This window comes from Nonomuraea terrae (assembly GCF_044465245.1).
GTDB classification, from domain to species: Bacteria; Actinomycetota; Actinomycetes; order Streptosporangiales; family Streptosporangiaceae; genus Nonomuraea; species Nonomuraea terrae.
In genome coordinates, this window is record NZ_JBITLL010000001.1 from 107652 (window position 1) to 124681 (window position 17030).

Consider the following 17030-nt stretch of genomic DNA (forward strand, 5'->3'; position numbering starts at 1 on the left):
CAGCACGATTTCGATGACGCCGCATGCCGTTCGGTGAGCTGACTCACAACACGAAGGCGGCGTCGGGCGAACGGGGCCGGTTCCTCTGTGTGGCGGAAGTGGCCGCTGCTCGATCCAGGCTTGACTGCGGGATGCCCTCGTGCGCCGCGTGAGGCGTACCGCAGATGTCCGCTGAGCAGCGGGGTGGAGCACAGCCGGTCGCGGACGTCGAGCGGCGCGGGGTCCTCACCGCGCTGCGGATCGGAGCCGCTCGTGGTCCTGATCCTCGGCCCGGTAGCCGGCGAAGTGGTCCGCAGCCCCCGTCACGAACGCCTCGTCGGCCGGGAAGCCACGGGGGCTCCGGGATGTCCGCCTCCGGCCGTGCCGGTTGGCGCGCGGGGGCAGGCGGCCGGTTCGGCGCCTCGTCGGGGGTTCCCGTCACGGGGCTCACGGGCGTGCCGGCTCCTGAGGCCCACCCGTCAGGAGGGGATGTAGAGCCAGGAGGATGAGAGGCCCGGCTCGTACGGCGAGTCCAGGCGTTTGGCGATGACGCCGGGCAGGCCCTGGTCGCGGGCGGCCTTCCGCACCGGGCCGGGATCGCCCGGCCACGACGGGGCGGTCTGCCAGTGGGCGCCGTTCAGGTCGAGCGACTCCAGGGCCGCGCGGCGCGCCGAGTACGGCTCCTCGACCAGCGACCGCCCGTCGTCGTAGAGGAGGTCGTAGAAGACGAGGATCTCCGCGCGCCCGAGCGTGGCCACCTCCCCGTCCAGCACGGCCGTGCGGCTGCCGAACGACTCCGCCAGCCCCCGCAGCCACGGGTGCTCCCTGGCGGCGTCCGTACGGCCCCCGTCGATCGGGACGAGCAGCCGGCGCCCGCCCCAGGCGAACTCGAAGGCGTAGGAGGAGGCGTCCTTCGGGGGACGGGCGCGCTCGACCGGCAGCATGGGCTCCACCTCGGGGAACGGGTCCCGCACCGCGGAGCCCATGCGATGGATCATCCAGTTGTCGCCGCGCGTCCTGAAGAGCACGAACCGGCCGGAGGCCCGCCGCCCGTTCAGGACGACCTTGACCTCGCGGTCCGACCACTTCTCCGTCTGGTACGTGCCGGTGTCCCAGACGGTCATGGTGCCGCCGCCGTACTCGCCTTTCGGGATCTCGCCGTGGAAGGTGAGGTACTCCATGGGGTGGTCCTCGGTGTGCACGGCCAGGTGGTTGATGTCGGGGTCGGCCGGCAGCCCCTTGGGGACCGCCCAGGAGACCAGGACGCCGTCGCGCTCCAGGCGCAGGTCCCAGTGCAGCGACCGCGCGTGGTGCTCCTGGATGACGAACGCGTTCCCGTCGGGGGAGGGGGACTCGGCCGCGGGGACGGGCTCGGGGGTACGTTTCGGATCGCGCTTGCTCCGGTATCGCTCCAGTTTGTCGGCCACGGCACCGGTCCTACCCGCGGATGCCCGCCCTGATCTGACGACGGGGCCACGGTTCCCGGCACCGGCCGCATTCGTCCGATGTCAGTCGAGCTCCAGCGCCCGGCGCAACCACGACTCCACGCCCGCCACGTGCACGGTGGCCCAGGACCGGGCCACGTCGGCCTGGCGGGCGACGATGGCCTCGTAGATCGCGGTGTGCTGCTCGCGTGTCTTCTCCATCGCCCCCTCCTGGGTGAGCCCGCGCCAGATCCGGGCCCGCGTGGTCGGGCCGGCCAGGCTCTCGATGAACGAGCAGAGCACGCTGTTGCCGGACCCTCGCGCGATGCGGTGATGGAACTCCAGGTCGTTGGCCACCAGCTCCTCGACCGTGGGCTCGGCGGGCAGCGACTCGAGGATCACCCGCAGCTCGTCGATGTCGGAGTCGCTCATCAGTTTGGTGGCGATCGCCGTGGCGGCGGGCTCCAGGATGCGGCGGACCTCGAAGAACTGCAGCACCGTGTCGTCGCGGTGCAGATCGAGCACGAATGACATGGTGTCCAGCAGCAGCCGGGGCTCCAGGCTGGTGACGTACGTGCCGTCGCCCTGGCGCACGTCGAGCACGTTGATCAGCGACAGGGCGCGCACGGCCTCGCGCAGCGAGTTGCGCGACAGGCCGAGGCGTACGGCCAGGTCGGCCTCCTTCGGCAGCCGGTCTCCGGGGGCCAGCTCGCCGGAGAGGATCATCTGCTTGATCTTGTCGATGGCCGCATCGGTGACCGCCACGCTTTTCTCCCTAGACATCGGATGTCTAGGAGTCTAGAGCGTGAAAGCGGACCGGATCGACACCTGCCAGGCGGGCGGCCAGGCCCCTGGCCTCCAGGGTGCGCAGATGGGCGGCTGCCTCGCCGGCCGCCATGCCCCGCAGCATGGGGGGCAGGTCGGCCCACGGCCTGTTCCAGGTCATCATCGAGGCGACCTCCCAGATGGTCAGCGGTTCCGCCCGTTCGGAGAGGAGGGCGTGCAGCCGGTCGAGTTTCTCCTCGTGATGGTCGCGGATCTGGGCAGCCCGTGCCGCCACATCCGGAAATATCCACTCATGGGCGGGGAGAGCGTCGATCGCGCCCAGCTCGCCCACCCGGTCCAGCGACTCCAGGAAGTCGCCCAGCGGGTCGACGTCGTCGCGGTCGTACGGATAGATCCCGATGTGCGGGGTGATGGCGGGCAGCACGTGGTCGCCGGTGAACAACCGGTCGGCGTCCTCCAGATGCAGGCAGATGTGGCCGGGCGTGTGGCCCGGGGTGTGCACGGCGCGCAGCTTGCGTCCCGGCAGGTCGACCAGGTCGCCGTCGCGCAGCTCGCGGTCGGGCGACGCCGGCGGTGTGGGACGGGCGCCCGCCGCCTGCCGCACCTCTCCGGGGTCGGCCCCCGCCCGCCGCAACATGTCGGCCTGGAAGCCGTCGTGCTCCTGGGAGGCGTACGCGGTCATCATCCTGACCAGCTCCGCGTCGTTCTCGTGCATGGCGATCCACGCGCCCGACGTCTCCCTGACCTGACCGGCGAGCCCGGCGTGGTCGGGGTGGAAATGGGTGACGACCACCCCGCGCACCCCGGCCACGTCGAACCCGAGCGAGGCCAGGCCGCCGCTGAGCGCCTCCCAGGCGTCCGGATGGTTCCACCCGGCGTCCACGAGCACCGGGCCCTTGGGCGACTCGACGGCGTAGACGAGCGTGTAGCCGAGCGGATTGCCGGGAATCGGCACCGGCACGCTCCACACTCCGCCGCCGAGGTCCTGCGGCCGCTGCTCCGCGTACGGCCTGCGCCTGGTCTTCATCTTCTCCCCGATCGTGTGACGAACGGCGCGGGCCGGGTCAGCTCACGCGCTCCAGAATGGTGGCGGTGGCCAGCGCCCCGCCCGCGCACATCGTCACGAGCGCGGTGGCCGAGTCGGACCGTTCGAGCTCGTACAGCGCGGTCGTGATCAGTCTGGCCCCGGTGGCGCCCACGGGATGGCCGAGTGCGATCGCGCCGCCGTTGACGTTCACCCGGTCGAGATCGGGCTCGTGCACGCTCGCCCATGACAGGACGATCGAAGCGAACGCCTCGTTCACCTCGAACCTGTCGATGTCGCCGATCGTCATCCCGGCCCGCGCGAGCACCCTGGCCGTCGCGTCCACCGGCCCGTCCAGGTGGAAGTACGGCTCCGAACCGACCAGCGCCTGGGCCAGGATCCGCGCCCGGGGCCGCAGCCCGTGCCGCCGCGCCGCCTCCTCGCTCGTCACCAGCACGGCCGCCGCGCCGTCGGAGATCTGCGACGAGGTGCCGGCGGTGTGCAGGCCGCCGTCCAGCACCGGCTTGAGCGCGGCCAGGCCGTCGACGGTGGTCTCACGCAGCCCCTGATCCCTGCGGACGTCGCCGACCGGCACGATCTCCCGCTCGAACCGCCCGTCGGCCCACGCCTTGGCGGCCAGTCGCTGCGAACGCGCCCCGAACCAGTCGAGCCGCTCCCTGGTCAACCCGCGCCGCTGCGCGATCCGCTCGGCGGCGGTGAACTGGTCGGGCAGGTCGATGCTCCAGTCGTCCGGACGCGGCTGGGCCGGCAGCACGTTGCTGCCGAGCGGCGCCCGGCTCATGACCTCGACCCCGCCGCCGACGCCGACCTCGATGGCGCCCGCCGCGATCATCGCCGCCGCCAGGTGCACCGCCTGCTGCGACGAACCGCACTGGGCGTCGATCGTGGTGACCCCGGTCTGGTACGGCAGCCCGGCGTAGAGCCAGGCGTAGCGCCCGACGTGGCCGCCCTGCTCGCCGGCTTGGGTGACGCAGCCGGTGAAGACCTGCTCGACGGCCCCCGGGTCGATCCCGGAGCGCTGGACGAGCCCGTCGAACGCGGTGGCCAGAACCTGTTGCGGCTTCAGGCCGGACAACCAGCCCGCGCGCTTGCCGATGGGAGTGCGTACGGCCTCGACGATCACCGGTGTGCCCACAGTCACCTCCAGAACGATGCTCTGGCGTGACTGTAACGGGTTCTACTTTATCCCGAAAGGCTGCGTTCATGGGCCTCGCTCCGCGAGGCCGGCTCGGTCCTGCGTTCATGGGCCTCGCTCCGCGAGGCCGGCTCGGTCGCCTTGGATGCCGTCGTCTTCCTCCGCTCTGGTCGCTTCGCTCCCGCCGCTCCTCCAGACGACGGCAGCTCCCTCGCGGTTGGAAGTCGGATCTGAAGTCGAGACCTGTGACGTTACGGGGCTGGTATCCCGCAGGGGTGGCGCAGTGGGTTGCGGTGGGCCGCATTGGTCATGCTCGGCTGCTGGTGGTGGCCGAATGCGGATGCCGGGGAGGCGTCACGCGGCTGAGGGACTGCACCGTTCTTCCAGGGCTGTCGTCCTTCCCCAGGCACCCGACGGCTGACACCGCCCACCGAGCCCCAGCGAGTAGGTGTCCGATGGCGACGGTCTCCGGGTGGAGCCTCGGGTCCACACACAGGTCGGCCGAGACGACCATCTCCCGCTCGGCCAGCACTCCGGTGACCGCTGACTGGTCCATGGTCGCGGCCTGGGATGCGCCACCGTCGCCGTCGGTCCGCAGGGCGCAAGACGCTGCGCGCAGTGCCCGGCCCGCGCCGCGGCCTGATCCACGATGCTCAGCCCACGCCGCGGTGCCCGGCCCGCGTTGTGCCTCACAGCCCAGCGCCGGGCGCGGGCCACGCATCCTTCTGCTCGGGAAGTCCGAACGTCTCGAACAGGTGGGTGTCGAAGAACATCGCCACGTGGCCGATCAGGGCGCCGGAGAAGGTCAGGACCATGATGGCGAATCGCCGGTGGACGTCGCCTTCGCGAAAGTACACCGCGAAAGCCGGCTGCCCGTTTGCCGCGACGGGAACGAACCTGAGGTCGCCCGGACGCTCGGCCGGGCACTGCGTCCTGACGAGGTCGGCGATCGCATCCGGGCCCTGGTACCAGCCGACGTAGGGCGGCATCTCCCAGACCGCGTCCTTGGTGAACAGGTCGACGAAGGTGTCGACGTCGTAGTTCTCGAACGCCGCGACGTAGCGCTCGAGCTGGGCGCGCTGCTCCCGCGTCAGCGGCTCCACCGGGTCGTCGGGGCTCGGGGAGACCTGGCTGAGCTGGGCGCGGGCCCGCTGCAGGATGCTGTTGACCGCCGGCGTGGACGTGCCGACCGCCTCGGCAACCTCGGCGGCCTTCCACTTGAGCACGTCGCGCAGGATCAGCACCGCGCGCTGCCGGGGCGGCAGGTGCTGCAGCGCAGCGACGAACGCCAGCCGGATGCTCTCACGCGAGGTCACGATGGCGGCCGGATCGTCGCCGCCCGCGCCCACCATGGTGTCGGGCACCGGCTCCAGCCACGGCACCTCGGTGTCCTGCACCAGCGGCGCGCTCGCCTCCTCGCTCGGCGCGCCGAGCCCCGTCGGCAGGGGACGCCTGCTGCGGCTGTCGAGCGCCGTCAGGCACGCGGTGGTGGCGATGCGATAGAGCCACGTACGCAGCGAGGAACGGCCCTCGAACCCCTCGTAACCCCGCCACGCGCGCAGGTAGGTCTCCTGCACGAGATCTTCGGCGTCGTGCACCGACCCCATCATGCGGTAGCAGTGGGCCAGCAACTCCCGCCGCATCGGATCAGCCAGCCGGAGGAAATCCTCGTTCGTCGGCTTCTCGGTCATGGCCCCTGTATATCCGCCCCCACCGACAGAACGCGGCGCCGCTAGGAATCCGAGGGTGCCGGAGGCGCGGGGTGGCGGGGGGTGATGAGGCGGCTCACGGCTTCACGAAGGCTGTGGCGGCGTTGTCCGGCGCGGGCGGGATCGTCGGCGCCGGCGAGGTCGCGCAGTGCGGGGGAGGCCTGGCTCCAGCTCTGCACGAGGCCGAGGATGAGGGCCAGGACGTCGGCGGGCGCGTGCGTGGAGCCGGGCGCCAGAGTGGCCTGGGCCTGGGCGACGGCGTCGACCTTGCGGCGGTACGCGTCGTACTCGATGTCCGAGGCCTTGATGCGTTCGAGGTTGCGCCAGGTCAGCAGGCGTCCCACGGTCGGGTTGGCTTCGAGGTAGTCGTAGAGGGAGACGGCGTATCCCGGCAGGTCGTCCTGGGTGATGGGCACGACGTCGATCATGGTTTCGACGTCTCGGACGATGACGGCGTCGAAGAGGCCGTCCTTGTCGCCGAAGTAGATGTAGATCAGCCGCTTGTTCACCCCGGCGCGCTCGGCGATGCGGTCGACGCGGCCCCCCGCCAGGCCGTGCTCCTGGAACTCCTCGACGGCGGCGTCGAGCAGCCGCGCCTTGGTGGCGGCCGACTGCTCGGCCTTCGTCATGCGTGCCACGAAATCCTCCACAACCTCGTCGGACGGGGAGCGGGAACCCGATGTTGGATTTTCCCCATCTGGTTAGTGTATGGTCGAAGAAGTTCTCCAACCAGTTAGGTACTGAAAATGGCAACCACCTGGTTCATCACCGGTACGTCCCGAGGCTTCGGCCGTGAGCTGACCGAGCAGCTGCTGGCCCGCGGAGACCGCGTGGCCGCCACCGCCCGCAGGCCCGAGCAGCTCGACGACCTGGCCGAGGAGTACGGCGACCGGCTGTGGCGCCGCGCCTTGGACGTCACCGACACCGCTCGGCTCCGTCAGGTCGTCGACGCCGCGTTCGCCGAGCTGGGCCGCATCGACGTGGTGATCTCCAACGCCGGCTACGGCATCATGGGCGCGGCGGAGGAGCACACGGACGCCGAGGTCGAAAGCCTCGTCGCCACCAATCTCACCGCGAGCATCCACCTGGCTCGCGCCGTCACCCCGCACCTGAGGGCCCAGGGCGGCGGGCGCATCGTGCAGGTGTCCAGCATGGGCGCGCACATCACGTTCCCGGGCTTCTCGCTCTACCACGCCGGCAAGTGGGGCATCGAAGGGTTCTTCGAGGCGTTCGCGCCGGAGGTGGAGCCCTTCGGCATCCGCACCGTCCTGGTCGAGCCTGGCATGATCGCCAACACCTTCTACGACGCCGTCCAGACCACCGACCCGCTGCCGGCGTACGCCGACCGCGCCGACATCGCGCGCGGCGACGTGGACCCGGCCAACCTGATCGGCGACCAGCGGAAGGTCGCCGCCGCCATGATCGAGGCGGCTCTCGCCGCCGAGCCCCCGCGCCGGCTGCTGCTGGGCTCCGACGCCTACAGCATGGTCCGCTCGGCACTCGCCGACCGGCTCGCCGAGGTGGAGGCCCAGAAGGACCTCGCCCCCAGGACGGACGCGGCCCACGCCTGAGCGTCCAGGCGCGGGCCGACGTGCGGGCGGTCAGTGCGGGACGGTGAGGACGATCTTGCCGGTGGTGCGGTTGGTCTCACCGAGCTCGTGCGCCTTGGCGGCGTCCGCGAGGGGCATGGCGGCGGCCACCTCCGGGCGCAGCGCGCCCGCGTCCACCAGCGCGGCCAGCGCGCGCATCGCGCCGTGGTCGGGCTCGACCAGGATGGCCTCCGACCGGATGCCGAGCTCCTGCGCCCGCGCGTGCAGGCCCGGGTCGAGCAGGCTGATCGCCAGCGAGACGATCGTGCCGCCGGGGCGCATGGTCCGCAGCGAGCGCGGCCCGTAGTCGCCGCCGATCGTCTCCAGCACCACGTCCACGTCGCGTACGACCTCGGCGAAGTCCTGCTCGCGGTAGTCCACCAGCTCGTCGGCGCCGAGCCCGCGCAGGAAGTCGTGCTTGGCGGCGCCGGCCGTGCCGATCACGTGGGCACCGCGCGCCTTGGCGATCTGCACCGCCAGGTGCCCGACCCCGCCGGCGGCGGCGTGGATGAGCACCCGCTGGCCCGCCCTCAGCCCGGCCACGTCCACGAGCGCCTGCCAGGCGGTCAGCCCGGCGAGCGGGATCGCGGCGGCGTGCACGTGGTCGACGGCCCGCGGCTTGCGCACGAAGTGGCGCGACGGCGCGGTCACGTATTCGGCGAACGCCCCGTGGCCCTGCGGGTAGCGCAGCATGCCGAACACCTCGTCGCCCGGCTTGTAGAGCGCCTGCCCCACGCCGGAATCCTCCACCACGCCCGAGACGTCCCAGCCCAGCACGAACGGCGGCGCCAGCCGCAGCACCCCGCCGCTCGCCCGCGTCTTCCAGTCGGTCGGGTTGAGCCCGGCGGCCTCCACGCGTACGAGCACCTCGGTGGGGCCGGGGACCGGCTTGTCGACCTCGACCATCCGCAGCACCTCAGGACCGCCCAGGGCGTCCTGGCTGATCGCCTTCATCGTCGTCATGCGTTCCAGCCTGCTGGCTCGGCGTCCGGGACGCGAGCGGGCAGCGGGCGACGATCGGGTAAAAACCGGTCAGAAGTCGGCGAAGAGGCGGGCGGCGGCCGTCTCGATGCGCCGCTGGATCTGGTCGTACGTGCGACGCCCGCGCAGCATCTCCAGCAGCTCCTGCACCCAGACGCTGGCCAGCGAGCCGGCGAGGTCGATCTGCTCCTCGCTCGCGGCGGTCAGGGTCAGCCCGTCGGCCGAGACCCGCAGCAGCAGCCCCGTCATGCGGTCGCCGAACGGGGTCTCGACGTCGGCCATGATCAATGACCGGATGAGCGCGTCGGCGAGCTCGGGTTCGCGCATCAGCCCGCGGGTGGCCCTCATGAGCACGTCGACCGCGCGGCTCGCCGGGGTGGCGGCCGCGGGCGGACGGCGGTCGATGCTGCTCTCCAGCAGGTCGAGCTCCTCGCCGACCACGGCCACGACCAGGTCCATCTTGGACGGGAAGTAGCGGTAGAGCGTGCCGAGCGCCACGCCCGCGCGCTCGGCGACCGTGCGCATCTGCATGGCCTCGACCCCGCCACGTGAGGCGAGCGCGGCGGCGGCCTGGACGATGCGCTTGCGGCGCTGGTGCTGGCTGCGCGTACGGACGCTCTGCGCGGGGTGGCTCTCCATGGTCGCCTCGGCGTCGCTGGAGGGCGCGGCGACGGTCGCGTGCGTGGGACGCATGAGAACACGTTATCTGATTTCACGAAGGCACGGCTTGTTACCAGCGGGTCACAAAGAAGCCGAATCGACCCATGTCCTCGGCGTTACAGCCCTATATCGCGCATTACCGACGCGGGGGGTCGCTGGACAGGGATTGGAATCTGTTCTAGTTTCCGATTCGGTTGACCTAGCACTTGCTGGAGGACGCGTGGACTTCACCTTCGACGAAACCCAGCAGGACCTGAGGAGGCTGGCCGCCGAGGTCCTCGCCAAGGAGGGGGACGAGGAACGGCTCCGCCAGGCCGGGCTGCTGGGAGTGTGCGTGCCGGAGGAGGCGGGCGGCGCCGGGCTCGGCCCGGTCGAGATGGCCGTGGTGCTGCGCGAGACGGGCGCGCGGGCCGCACCCGTGCCGGCCCTGCCCACGCTCGTCGGCACTCTCGCCCTCGCCCGCCACGGCACCCTCGACCAGCAGCGGCGCTGCGCCGACCGGGTCACCCTCGCGCTGCGCGAGCCCGGCCGCGCCCTGACCGACGCGCCCCTGACGGCCGCGCGCTGGGAGGGCGGCGACTGGACGCTCACCGGCCGCAAGGCCACCGTGCCGTACCCGGGAACGGCGACGCTGGTCACCGCCGACGAGGGGCTGTTCCTGGCGGAGCCGACGTCCGCGGTCCAGGAGTACACCTCCACGGGGGAGCCCGCCGCCACGCTGGTGTTCGACGGCGCTCCCGCGGAGCGGGTGGCCGGGATCGAGGCGGTCGCGGACACCGTACGGATCTTCACGGCCGCGGCGGCCGCCCAGGCGAGCGGCGTGCTGGCCGGCGCGCTGGAGCTGACCACGTCGCACATCAGGACGCGCCGGCAGTTCGGGCGGGCACTGGCCGAGTTCCAGGCGGTGACCATGCAGGTCGCCGACGTCTACATCGCGGGACGAGTGCTCGACGTGGCCATGTGGGCGGCGGTCTGGCGGCTGGGCGAGGGGCTGCCGGCCGAACGGGACGTGGCGCTGGCCGCGTACCACGCCTGTGAGGGGTTCACCGCGCTCTACACCTGTCAGCACCTGCACGGCGGGCTCGGGCTCGACGTGACGTACCCGCTGCACCGCTACTTCGCCCAGGGCAAGCACCTGACGCACCTGCTCGGCGGCGCCGACGCCCAGCTCGACCTGATCGGAGCGCTCGTCTGATGCTGATCGACCTGACCCCCGAGCAGCGCGGGCTCCGCGACGAGCTGCGCGACTACTTCAGGACCTGCCTCACCCCCGAGCAGCGGGCGGAGATCGCCCAGGACCCGTTCGGCGAGGCGTACATGGAGCACTGCCGGCGGCTCGGCCGTGACGGCAAGCTCGGCCTCGGCTGGCCGAAGGAGTACGGCGGCAGCGGCTACGGACCCCTGGAGCAGCAGATCTTCGCCAACGAGATCGCCCGCGCCGGGGTGCCGTACCCGATCATCACCGTGCAGACCGTGGGGCCGACCCTCATGCAGTACGGCACGCCGCGGCAGAAGGACTTCTTCCTGCCGCGCATCCTCGCCGGGGAGTGCCACTTCGCGATCGGCTACAGCGAGCCCGAGGCGGGCACCGACCTGGCCTCGCTGCGGACGACCGCGGTGCTCGACGGCGACCACTACGTCGTCAACGGCCAGAAGATCTTCACCAGCGGCGGCCACCACGCCGACCACATCTGGCTGGCCGCCCGCACGAACCCCGCGGCGAAGAAGCACAAGGGCATCACGATGATGATCGTCCCCACGGACGACCCCGGCTTCTCGTGGACCCCGATCATCACCATGGACGGCCGCCACCACACGAACGCGACCTACTACTCCGACGTGCGCGTCCCGGTGGACATGGTGGTCGGTGAGGTGGACCGCGGCTGGGACCTCATCGTCAACCAGCTCAACCACGAGCGCGTGACCCTCGGCCCGGCCGGCAGCCTCGGCCACACCTACGACCGCTTCCTCGCCTGGGCGCGCCGTACGGGCCTGGACGGCGACCCGGACGTGCGCCGGGCGCTCGCCCGCGTGTGGGCCGCGTTCCGCACGAACGAGCTGCTCAACTGGCAGGTCGCGGCGAACATGGACCTCGGCTGGCTGGGCGCCCCAGACGCCTCGGCCACCAAGATCTACGGCTCCGAACGCACGCAGGAGGCCGGCCGGATCGTCGGCGACATCCTCGCCCGCCACGGCGACCCGTCCGACCCGGAGACGGCCGAGCTGCTCGAACGCATGGACCGCGGGACCAAGGGCGGACTGGTGCTGACGTTCGGCGGCGGCGTGAACGAGGTGCAGCGGGAGCTGATCGCCATGCTCGGCCTGAACCTGCCGAGGCCGCCGCGATGACGGACCCGCTGCACGAGCTCGCGGACAAGCAGGCGGCACTCGGCGAGGTGCGCGGCGCCCCCGCCCCCGACCCGGTGAACGCCCCCATGATCCGGCACTGGCTGGCCGCCATGGGCGACGCGAACCCGGTCTACCTGGAGCAGGGCGTCGCCCCGCCCGCCATGGCCCAGGTCTGGACCATGGACGCGCCCCGCGACCGCTCGCCGGTGGACGACGTGCTGGCCGCGCTCGACGACGCCGGCTACACGGGCGTGGTGGCGACCGACTGCGAGCAGACCTACCACCGCTACGCCCGCCTCGGCGAACGGCTCACGCCCGCCACCCGCTTCACGGACCTGGCCGGCCCCAAGCGGACGGCACTCGGCGTCGGCTTCTTCGCCACCTGGAACGTCACCTGGTACGACGAGGACCACCGCCCCGTCGCCGAGATGCTCTTCCGGGTGCTCAAGTTCCGCCCGCCCGAGGTGGCGAAGCCGTATCCGCTGCAGCCCGCGGTCAACCAGGACACCGCGTTCTTCTGGGAGGGCGCGAAACAGGGCGAGCTGCGCATCCAACGGTGCGCCGACTGCGGTGCGCCGCGCCACCCGCCCGGTCCGATGTGCCCGGCCTGCCGCTCGACCGCCCGCACCCACGCGGTCGCGACCGGCCGCGGCACCCTCTACAGCTTCGTCGTGCACCACCATCCGCCCGTGCCGGGCCGGGAGCTCCCGTTCGTGGTGGGCGTGGTGGAGCTGCCGGAGGGCGTACGGATCGTCGGGAACGTCGTGGACTGCCCCATCGAGAAGGTCGAGGTCGGCATGCCGCTGCGGGTGACGTTCCGCCCGATGGACGACCGGCTCGTCCTGCCGCTGTGGACCCCGGAGGAGGCATGACGCCCGAGACGCTGCCCGAGACGCTGCCCGAGCTCGCCATCGACCTCACGCCCACGCTGATCGTCTCGACCGCGCTGGCCACCCGCGACTTCACGCCGGTGCACCACGACCCCGCCATCGCCCGCGCCCAGGGCTCGAAGGACATCTTCCTCAACATCCTGACCACCATGGGGCTGGTCGAGCGGTTCGTCACCGACTGGGCGGGGCCGCGGGCCGTCATCGAGCGCGTCGACGTGCGGCTCGGCGTCCCGGCGTACGCGGGGGACCGGCTCACCTTCGGCGGGACGGTCACCTCGCGCGCGGGCGGGCGGGTCACCGTGCGGGTGCACGGGCGGGTGAGCCTGGGCGACCACGCCACCGGGACGGTCACGCTGAAGGAGGACGGACGGTGCTGAGCGGGCGCGCCGCCATCGGAGGCATCGGCGCCACGGAGTTCAGCAAGGAGTCGGGACGCTCCGAGCTGCGGCTGGCGGCCGAGGCCGTGCTGGCGGCGCTGGACGACGCCGGTCTGTCGCCGGCGGACGTGGACGGCATGGTGACCTACAGCCAGGACGCCAACCAGGAGATCGCCGTGGCGCGTGAGACGGGCGTCGGCGACCTGACGTTCTTCTCCCGCGTCGAGTACGGCGGCGGCGCGGCCTGCGGAACCGTAGCGCACGCGGCCATGGCCGTGGCCACCGGCCTGGCCCGCACGGTCGTCTGTTACCGGGCCTTCAACGAGCGCTCCGGCCGCCGCTTCGGCCAGCCGAACGCCGGGCTGAGCGGCGAGCCGACCTCGCAGGGCCTGGAGATGAGCTGGCACGTGCCGTACGGGCTGATCACCCCGGCCGCCTGGGTGGCCATGTTCGCCCGGCGCTACATGCACGTGTACGGCGCCACCTCCGAGGACTTCGGCCGCGTGGCGGTGACCATGCGCCGGCACGCGGCGACGAACCCGGCGGCCTGGTTCCACGGGCGGCCGATCACGCTGGCGGAGCACCAGGCGTCCCGGTGGATCGCCGAGCCGCTGCACCTGCTCGACTGCTGCCAGGAGAGCGACGGGGCCGTGGCGCTGGTGGTGACGTCCGCCGAACGCGCCCGCGACCTGCGCCGCCCGCCCGCGCTGATCACGGCCGCCGCCCAGGGCTCGGGGGCGGGCCAGATGATGATGACGAGCTACTACCGCCACGACATGACCGGCTTACCGGAAATGTCAGTGGTAGCTCGCCAACTGTGGGAAATGTCGGGTCTGTCCGTGTCGGACGTCCAGGCCGCCATCCTGTACGACCACTTCACCCCGTTCGTCCTGACGCAGCTCGAAGAGCTGGGCTTCTGCGGACGCGGCGAGGCCCCCGGCTTCGTCCGCGACGGCGGCATCGCCCTGGACGGCCCCCTGCCGGTCAACCCGCACGGCGGACAGCTCGGCGAGGCGTACATCCACGGGATGAACGGCATCGCCGAGGCCGTCCGCCAGCTCCGGGGCGACGCGGCCAACCAGCTCGCGGGCGTGACGAACGTCCTGGTCACCGCCGGGACGGGGGTGCCCACGAGCGGGCTGATCCTGTCGTCAGGGTGACGCTCAGCCGTTCCACGCGCCCGCCACCTGGCGGGTGGCGGCGTTGAGCCGGTTCCACACGTTGATCGTGGCGATGGCGGTGAGCAGCGCGGCCAGCTCGGTCTCGTCGAAGTGGTCGGCGGCCTCGTTCCACACCTCGTCGCTCACGGCCTCCGGCCGGTCGCTCAGCCGGGTGACGGCCTCCGTCAGAGCGAGCGCCGCGCGCTCCGCGTCGCTGTAGTACGGCGCGTCCCGCCAGCCGGCCACCGCCCAGATCCGCTCGTCGCTCTCGCCGCTCTTCTTCAGGTCGCGGGCGTGCATGTCGAGGCAGACGCTGCAGCCGTTGATCTGGCTCGCGCGCAGATAAACGAGGTCGAGCAGCGCCTTCGGCAGACCGGCGCCCGCAACGCTGCGGCCCAGCGCGTGCAGGGCCTGCATGGCGCCGGGCAGGACGGCGGCGGGGTGGTTCATCCGTGCGTGCATGGTGATCTCCTCAGGGGTTCGGGCGGTGCGCGGGCAGCCGTCCGGTTGGATAGGGGTCACACCTATGACGCCGCTCGGAGAAGGAATGTGACAGATGGCCGACCGTGACGATCTGTTCGAGGCGCACCGGAGTCAGCTGCGGGCCGTGGCGTACCGGATGCTGGGGTCGGTCAGCGAGGCCGACGACGCGGTGCAGGAGACGTGGCTGAGGTTCGAGCGCACCGACACCGCCGACGTGCGGAACCTGGGCGCCTGGCTCACGACCGTCGTGGGCCGGGTCTGCCTCAACCTGTTGCGTTCGCGGGAGACCCGCCGTGAGGAGCCGCTGGAGATCCGGATGCCCGACCCCGTGATCAGCGAGGCCGGGGGCGCCGACCCGGAGCAGGAGGCGCTGCTCGCCGACTCGGTGGGGCTCGCGCTGCTCGTCGTGCTGCAGACGCTGGAACCGGCCGAGCGGCTGGCCTTCGTGCTGCACGACATGTTCGCCGTGCCGTTCGACGAGATCGCCCCCGTCCTCGACCGCACGCCGGCCGCCACCCGGCAGCTCGCCAGCCGCGCCCGCCGCCGCGTGCAGGGCGCGGCCGTGCGGCCCGATCCCGACGTGGCGCGGCAGCGCGAGGTGGTCGAGGCGTTCCTGGCGGCCTCGCGGGGCGGCGACTTCGACGCGCTCGTGGCGGTGCTCCACCCCGACGTCGTGCTCAGGACCGACTCCGGGCCCGTCGCGGGGGCGTGGAACGAGCTGCGCGGGGCGCTCACCGTGGCCGAGCAGGCGTTCATGTTCCGCAGGTTCGCCGAGTTCGCCAGGCCGGTGCTGGTCAACGGCGTGCCGGGCGTCCTCACCGTACGGGACGGCCGGCCGCTCTCGGTCATGGCCTTCACCGTCGCCGGCGGCAAGGTCGTCGCGCTGGACATCCTCGCCGACGGAGACCGGCTGGCCCGCCTCGGTGTGAAGGCGTGACCGTCAGGGGCTCTGGAAGCTCGCCATGGAGAAGAACACGATCATGGCGATCGCCACGCAGATGAGGAACCCGACCGCCTCCCACGCCCAGTCGTGGTGGCGGTCGCGGCGGCGGCGCGCCTGAGGGCGGGCCTGCTGGGGGCGGCGCTTGGGGGCCGGGCGGGAGCGCACCGGGCGAGGCGCCAGCACCGACTTCTCGGGCTCCCCCCGCCCTGGCCCGCTCTTGGGCTCGCTCATCGGCCCGCTCATCGGCCCGCTCATCGGCTCCGCCTTCGGCCCGCTCCTGGGCGCGGTTCCCGGCAGCCGGTAGACCGGCTCGGCCGGCTTGGAACGCGGCTGGAACAGCGGCGCCGCCTCCTTGACCGGCTCCTCGGCCGGGGCCGGGGTGTCCGCTTCGGGCGGGGACAGCCGCAGGAACTCCACCGGCGTGGGCTGGGGCTCCGGCGGCGGTGGCGGCTGGCGGCGCGCGCTTCGGGCGGGCCCCTGGTGCACGAGCACGTCCCCGGTCATGTACGGATCGGGCGCGCCCTTCGGCAGGATCACGTCACCCGTCGCGAACGGCTCCACCCCCGTGGACGGCGGCGCCGCCAGGAAGAACGGCCGCTCCGGGGTGGACGGCTTCGGTTTCGCGGGCACGGCGTGGGGGAGCCGGAACGCGCGGGTGGACCCGAGAGGGTCACGCAAGGGGACCGGGGACTCCAGGAGATCGCCGGCCGCCGAATCCCGATATTTCGGCATCGGTGCCGTGGTGGCCTCGTGCGTGGCGGTCCGGTCCCCGGACGGCGGCGTCATCAGCTCAGCCGGGAAGATCACCGTGCTGGTCGCGGGGTCGGACTTGGCCGGCGGTTGCGGCCAGACCGGCGGGCTCGGCCAGCGCGGCTTGACGAACAGCGGCCCCGGAGCGGCCGTACGGGAGCCCGCGAAGTGGATGCGCAGCGCGCCCGGCGGCTGCGGCCACGGCAGCCGGCCCAGCACGTCGGGCAGCGGGGCGACCGCCAGCGCGCCGAAGACGTCGGCGACCGGCTTGGGCAGCCGCGGCCCCGTCGAGGCCAGCGCCGCGCCCAGCGACTGCCGGAACCGCTGCCCCGCCGACATCACCAGCTCCTCGGCGGTGTCGGAGGCGACGCCCAGCACCCAGGCCAGCTCCTCCGTGCTGAGCTCGCACACCGCGCACAGCACCAGCACCTCGCGCTGGTGCGGGCGCAGCTCACGCAGGGCGCGTTCGACGAGCGCCGTGGCCGGGTCGGTGAGCGGATCGACGGCGGGCGGTGAGTAGAGCACGTCGCGCCGGTGGATCTCGCGGCGGGCGAACGCGTAGAGGGCGGCACGGGGCGGCGCGACGGCCGGGACGCGCGAGAACACCGCCGCAAGGACGTCGGACGCCGAGCCGAGGTCGCCCAGCTGGTCGGCGCAGTAGGCGAACATCCCGGCGGCGTGCAGGTCGTAGAGCTCTGCGATCAGTTCTGCGCGCGGGCGCTGATCGGTGATCGGCTGAGTCACGGGGCCGAATCCTCTTGCTGGGTGCG

At 72.3% G+C, this 17030-nt stretch carries 17 protein-coding genes; 7 read left to right on the forward strand and 10 right to left on the reverse strand.

Features of this window, described 5'->3' with window-relative positions:
* Positions 1 to 458 precede the first annotated feature (458 nt).
* The 6 genes from ACIBP6_RS00515 to ACIBP6_RS00540 all read right to left on the reverse strand — a co-directional run bounded on the left by ACIBP6_RS00515 (position 459) and on the right by ACIBP6_RS00540 (position 6707).
* Positions 459 to 1406, reverse strand: coding sequence for a DNA polymerase ligase N-terminal domain-containing protein (locus ACIBP6_RS00515; RefSeq protein WP_397047355.1), 948 nt, complete (start codon positions 1404 to 1406; stop codon positions 459 to 461).
* Between the two features lie 81 nt (positions 1407 to 1487).
* Positions 1488 to 2168, reverse strand: coding sequence for a FadR/GntR family transcriptional regulator (locus ACIBP6_RS00520; RefSeq protein WP_132619981.1), 681 nt, complete (start codon positions 2166 to 2168; stop codon positions 1488 to 1490).
* 25 nt (positions 2169 to 2193) lie between these two features.
* Positions 2194 to 3216 carry an MBL fold metallo-hydrolase gene (locus ACIBP6_RS00525; RefSeq protein WP_397047358.1) on the reverse strand — a complete coding sequence of 341 codons (1023 nt, stop codon included), beginning with the start codon at positions 3214 to 3216 and terminating at the stop codon, positions 2194 to 2196.
* 37 nt (positions 3217 to 3253) lie between these two features.
* On the reverse strand, positions 3254 to 4369 hold the full coding sequence (locus ACIBP6_RS00530; protein ID WP_397049241.1) for a steroid 3-ketoacyl-CoA thiolase: 1116 nt from the start codon (positions 4367 to 4369) through the stop codon (positions 3254 to 3256).
* Positions 4370 to 5058: 689 nt separating this feature from the next.
* Positions 5059 to 6060 carry a sigma-70 family RNA polymerase sigma factor gene (locus ACIBP6_RS00535; protein WP_397047360.1) on the reverse strand — a complete coding sequence of 334 codons (1002 nt, stop codon included), beginning with the start codon at positions 6058 to 6060 and terminating at the stop codon, positions 5059 to 5061.
* Positions 6061 to 6101: 41 nt separating this feature from the next.
* Positions 6102 to 6707: a TetR family transcriptional regulator gene (locus ACIBP6_RS00540; RefSeq protein WP_397049242.1), complete on the reverse strand. Its 606-nt coding sequence runs from the start codon at positions 6705 to 6707 to the stop codon at positions 6102 to 6104.
* A 117-nt stretch (positions 6708 to 6824) separates the two neighbouring features.
* On the opposite strand from ACIBP6_RS00540, the gene ACIBP6_RS00545 reads away from it, so the two are divergent.
* A complete protein-coding gene (locus ACIBP6_RS00545; RefSeq protein ID WP_397047362.1) occupies positions 6825 to 7649 on the forward strand; it encodes an SDR family oxidoreductase in 825 nt (274 codons plus the stop codon).
* Positions 7650 to 7679: 30 nt separating this feature from the next.
* Here ACIBP6_RS00545 and ACIBP6_RS00550 read toward each other — a convergent pair whose 3' ends face one another.
* Complete coding sequence (locus ACIBP6_RS00550) at positions 7680 to 8621, reverse strand: NADP-dependent oxidoreductase (protein ID WP_397049244.1); 942 nt, start codon at positions 8619 to 8621, stop codon at positions 7680 to 7682.
* 78 nt (positions 8622 to 8699) lie between these two features.
* A complete protein-coding gene (locus ACIBP6_RS00555) occupies positions 8700 to 9287 on the reverse strand; it encodes a TetR family transcriptional regulator (protein WP_397049246.1) in 588 nt (195 codons plus the stop codon).
* 241 nt (positions 9288 to 9528) lie between these two features.
* On the opposite strand from ACIBP6_RS00555, the gene ACIBP6_RS00560 reads away from it, so the two are divergent.
* From ACIBP6_RS00560 to ACIBP6_RS00580, 5 genes are read left to right on the forward strand one after another with little or no spacing between them, the layout of a single operon-like run.
* On the forward strand, positions 9529 to 10503 hold the full coding sequence (locus ACIBP6_RS00560; RefSeq protein WP_397047364.1) for an acyl-CoA dehydrogenase family protein: 975 nt from the start codon (positions 9529 to 9531) through the stop codon (positions 10501 to 10503).
* On the forward strand, positions 10503 to 11657 hold the full coding sequence (locus ACIBP6_RS00565; RefSeq protein WP_397047366.1) for an acyl-CoA dehydrogenase family protein: 1155 nt from the start codon (positions 10503 to 10505) through the stop codon (positions 11655 to 11657). The genes ACIBP6_RS00560 and ACIBP6_RS00565 overlap by 1 nt, the downstream gene beginning before the upstream one ends.
* Complete coding sequence (locus tag ACIBP6_RS00570) at positions 11654 to 12529, forward strand: bifunctional MaoC family dehydratase N-terminal/OB-fold nucleic acid binding domain-containing protein (RefSeq protein WP_397047368.1); 876 nt, start codon at positions 11654 to 11656, stop codon at positions 12527 to 12529. Before ACIBP6_RS00565 ends, ACIBP6_RS00570 begins: the two co-directional genes overlap by 4 nt.
* Complete coding sequence (locus tag ACIBP6_RS00575; protein WP_132622615.1) at positions 12526 to 12924, forward strand: MaoC family dehydratase; 399 nt, start codon at positions 12526 to 12528, stop codon at positions 12922 to 12924. Before ACIBP6_RS00570 ends, ACIBP6_RS00575 begins: the two co-directional genes overlap by 4 nt.
* Positions 12921 to 14084 (forward strand): lipid-transfer protein, encoded by a 1164-nt coding sequence (locus tag ACIBP6_RS00580; RefSeq protein WP_397049248.1) that lies wholly within the window; start codon positions 12921 to 12923, stop codon positions 14082 to 14084. Before ACIBP6_RS00575 ends, ACIBP6_RS00580 begins: the two co-directional genes overlap by 4 nt.
* A 3-nt stretch (positions 14085 to 14087) precedes the next feature.
* Here the strand turns inward: ACIBP6_RS00580 and ACIBP6_RS00585 are convergent, their stop codons facing one another.
* Positions 14088 to 14546: a carboxymuconolactone decarboxylase family protein gene (locus ACIBP6_RS00585; protein WP_397047371.1), complete on the reverse strand. Its 459-nt coding sequence runs from the start codon at positions 14544 to 14546 to the stop codon at positions 14088 to 14090.
* A gap of 94 nt (positions 14547 to 14640) precedes the next feature.
* Between ACIBP6_RS00585 and ACIBP6_RS00590 the strand changes: the two genes are divergently transcribed.
* Positions 14641 to 15504 (forward strand): sigma-70 family RNA polymerase sigma factor, encoded by an 864-nt coding sequence (locus ACIBP6_RS00590; RefSeq protein WP_397047373.1) that lies wholly within the window; start codon positions 14641 to 14643, stop codon positions 15502 to 15504.
* 3 nt (positions 15505 to 15507) lie between these two features.
* Here ACIBP6_RS00590 and ACIBP6_RS00595 read toward each other — a convergent pair whose 3' ends face one another.
* On the reverse strand, positions 15508 to 17004 hold the full coding sequence (locus ACIBP6_RS00595) for an RNA polymerase sigma factor (RefSeq protein WP_397047375.1): 1497 nt from the start codon (positions 17002 to 17004) through the stop codon (positions 15508 to 15510).
* Positions 17005 to 17030 lie beyond the last annotated feature (26 nt).

Coding starts and splice junctions, on each gene's coding strand:
- ACIBP6_RS00525 (WP_397047358.1), bottom strand. CDS start 3,216: ATGAAGACCAGGCGCAGGCCGTACGCGGAGCAGCGGCCGCAGGACCTC.
- ACIBP6_RS00535 (WP_397047360.1), bottom strand. CDS start 6,060: ATGACCGAGAAGCCGACGAACGAGGATTTCCTCCGGCTGGCTGATCCG.
- ACIBP6_RS00540 (WP_397049242.1), bottom strand. CDS start 6,707: ATGACGAAGGCCGAGCAGTCGGCCGCCACCAAGGCGCGGCTGCTCGAC.
- ACIBP6_RS00545 (WP_397047362.1), top strand. CDS start 6,825: ATGGCAACCACCTGGTTCATCACCGGTACGTCCCGAGGCTTCGGCCGT.
- ACIBP6_RS00550 (WP_397049244.1), bottom strand. CDS start 8,621: ATGAAGGCGATCAGCCAGGACGCCCTGGGCGGTCCTGAGGTGCTGCGG.
- ACIBP6_RS00555 (WP_397049246.1), bottom strand. CDS start 9,287: ATGGAGAGCCACCCCGCGCAGAGCGTCCGTACGCGCAGCCAGCACCAG.
- ACIBP6_RS00565 (WP_397047366.1), top strand. CDS start 10,503: ATGCTGATCGACCTGACCCCCGAGCAGCGCGGGCTCCGCGACGAGCTG.
- ACIBP6_RS00570 (WP_397047368.1), top strand. CDS start 11,654: ATGACGGACCCGCTGCACGAGCTCGCGGACAAGCAGGCGGCACTCGGC.
- ACIBP6_RS00575 (WP_132622615.1), top strand. CDS start 12,526: ATGACGCCCGAGACGCTGCCCGAGACGCTGCCCGAGCTCGCCATCGAC.
- ACIBP6_RS00585 (WP_397047371.1), bottom strand. CDS start 14,546: ATGCACGCACGGATGAACCACCCCGCCGCCGTCCTGCCCGGCGCCATG.
- ACIBP6_RS00590 (WP_397047373.1), top strand. CDS start 14,641: ATGGCCGACCGTGACGATCTGTTCGAGGCGCACCGGAGTCAGCTGCGG.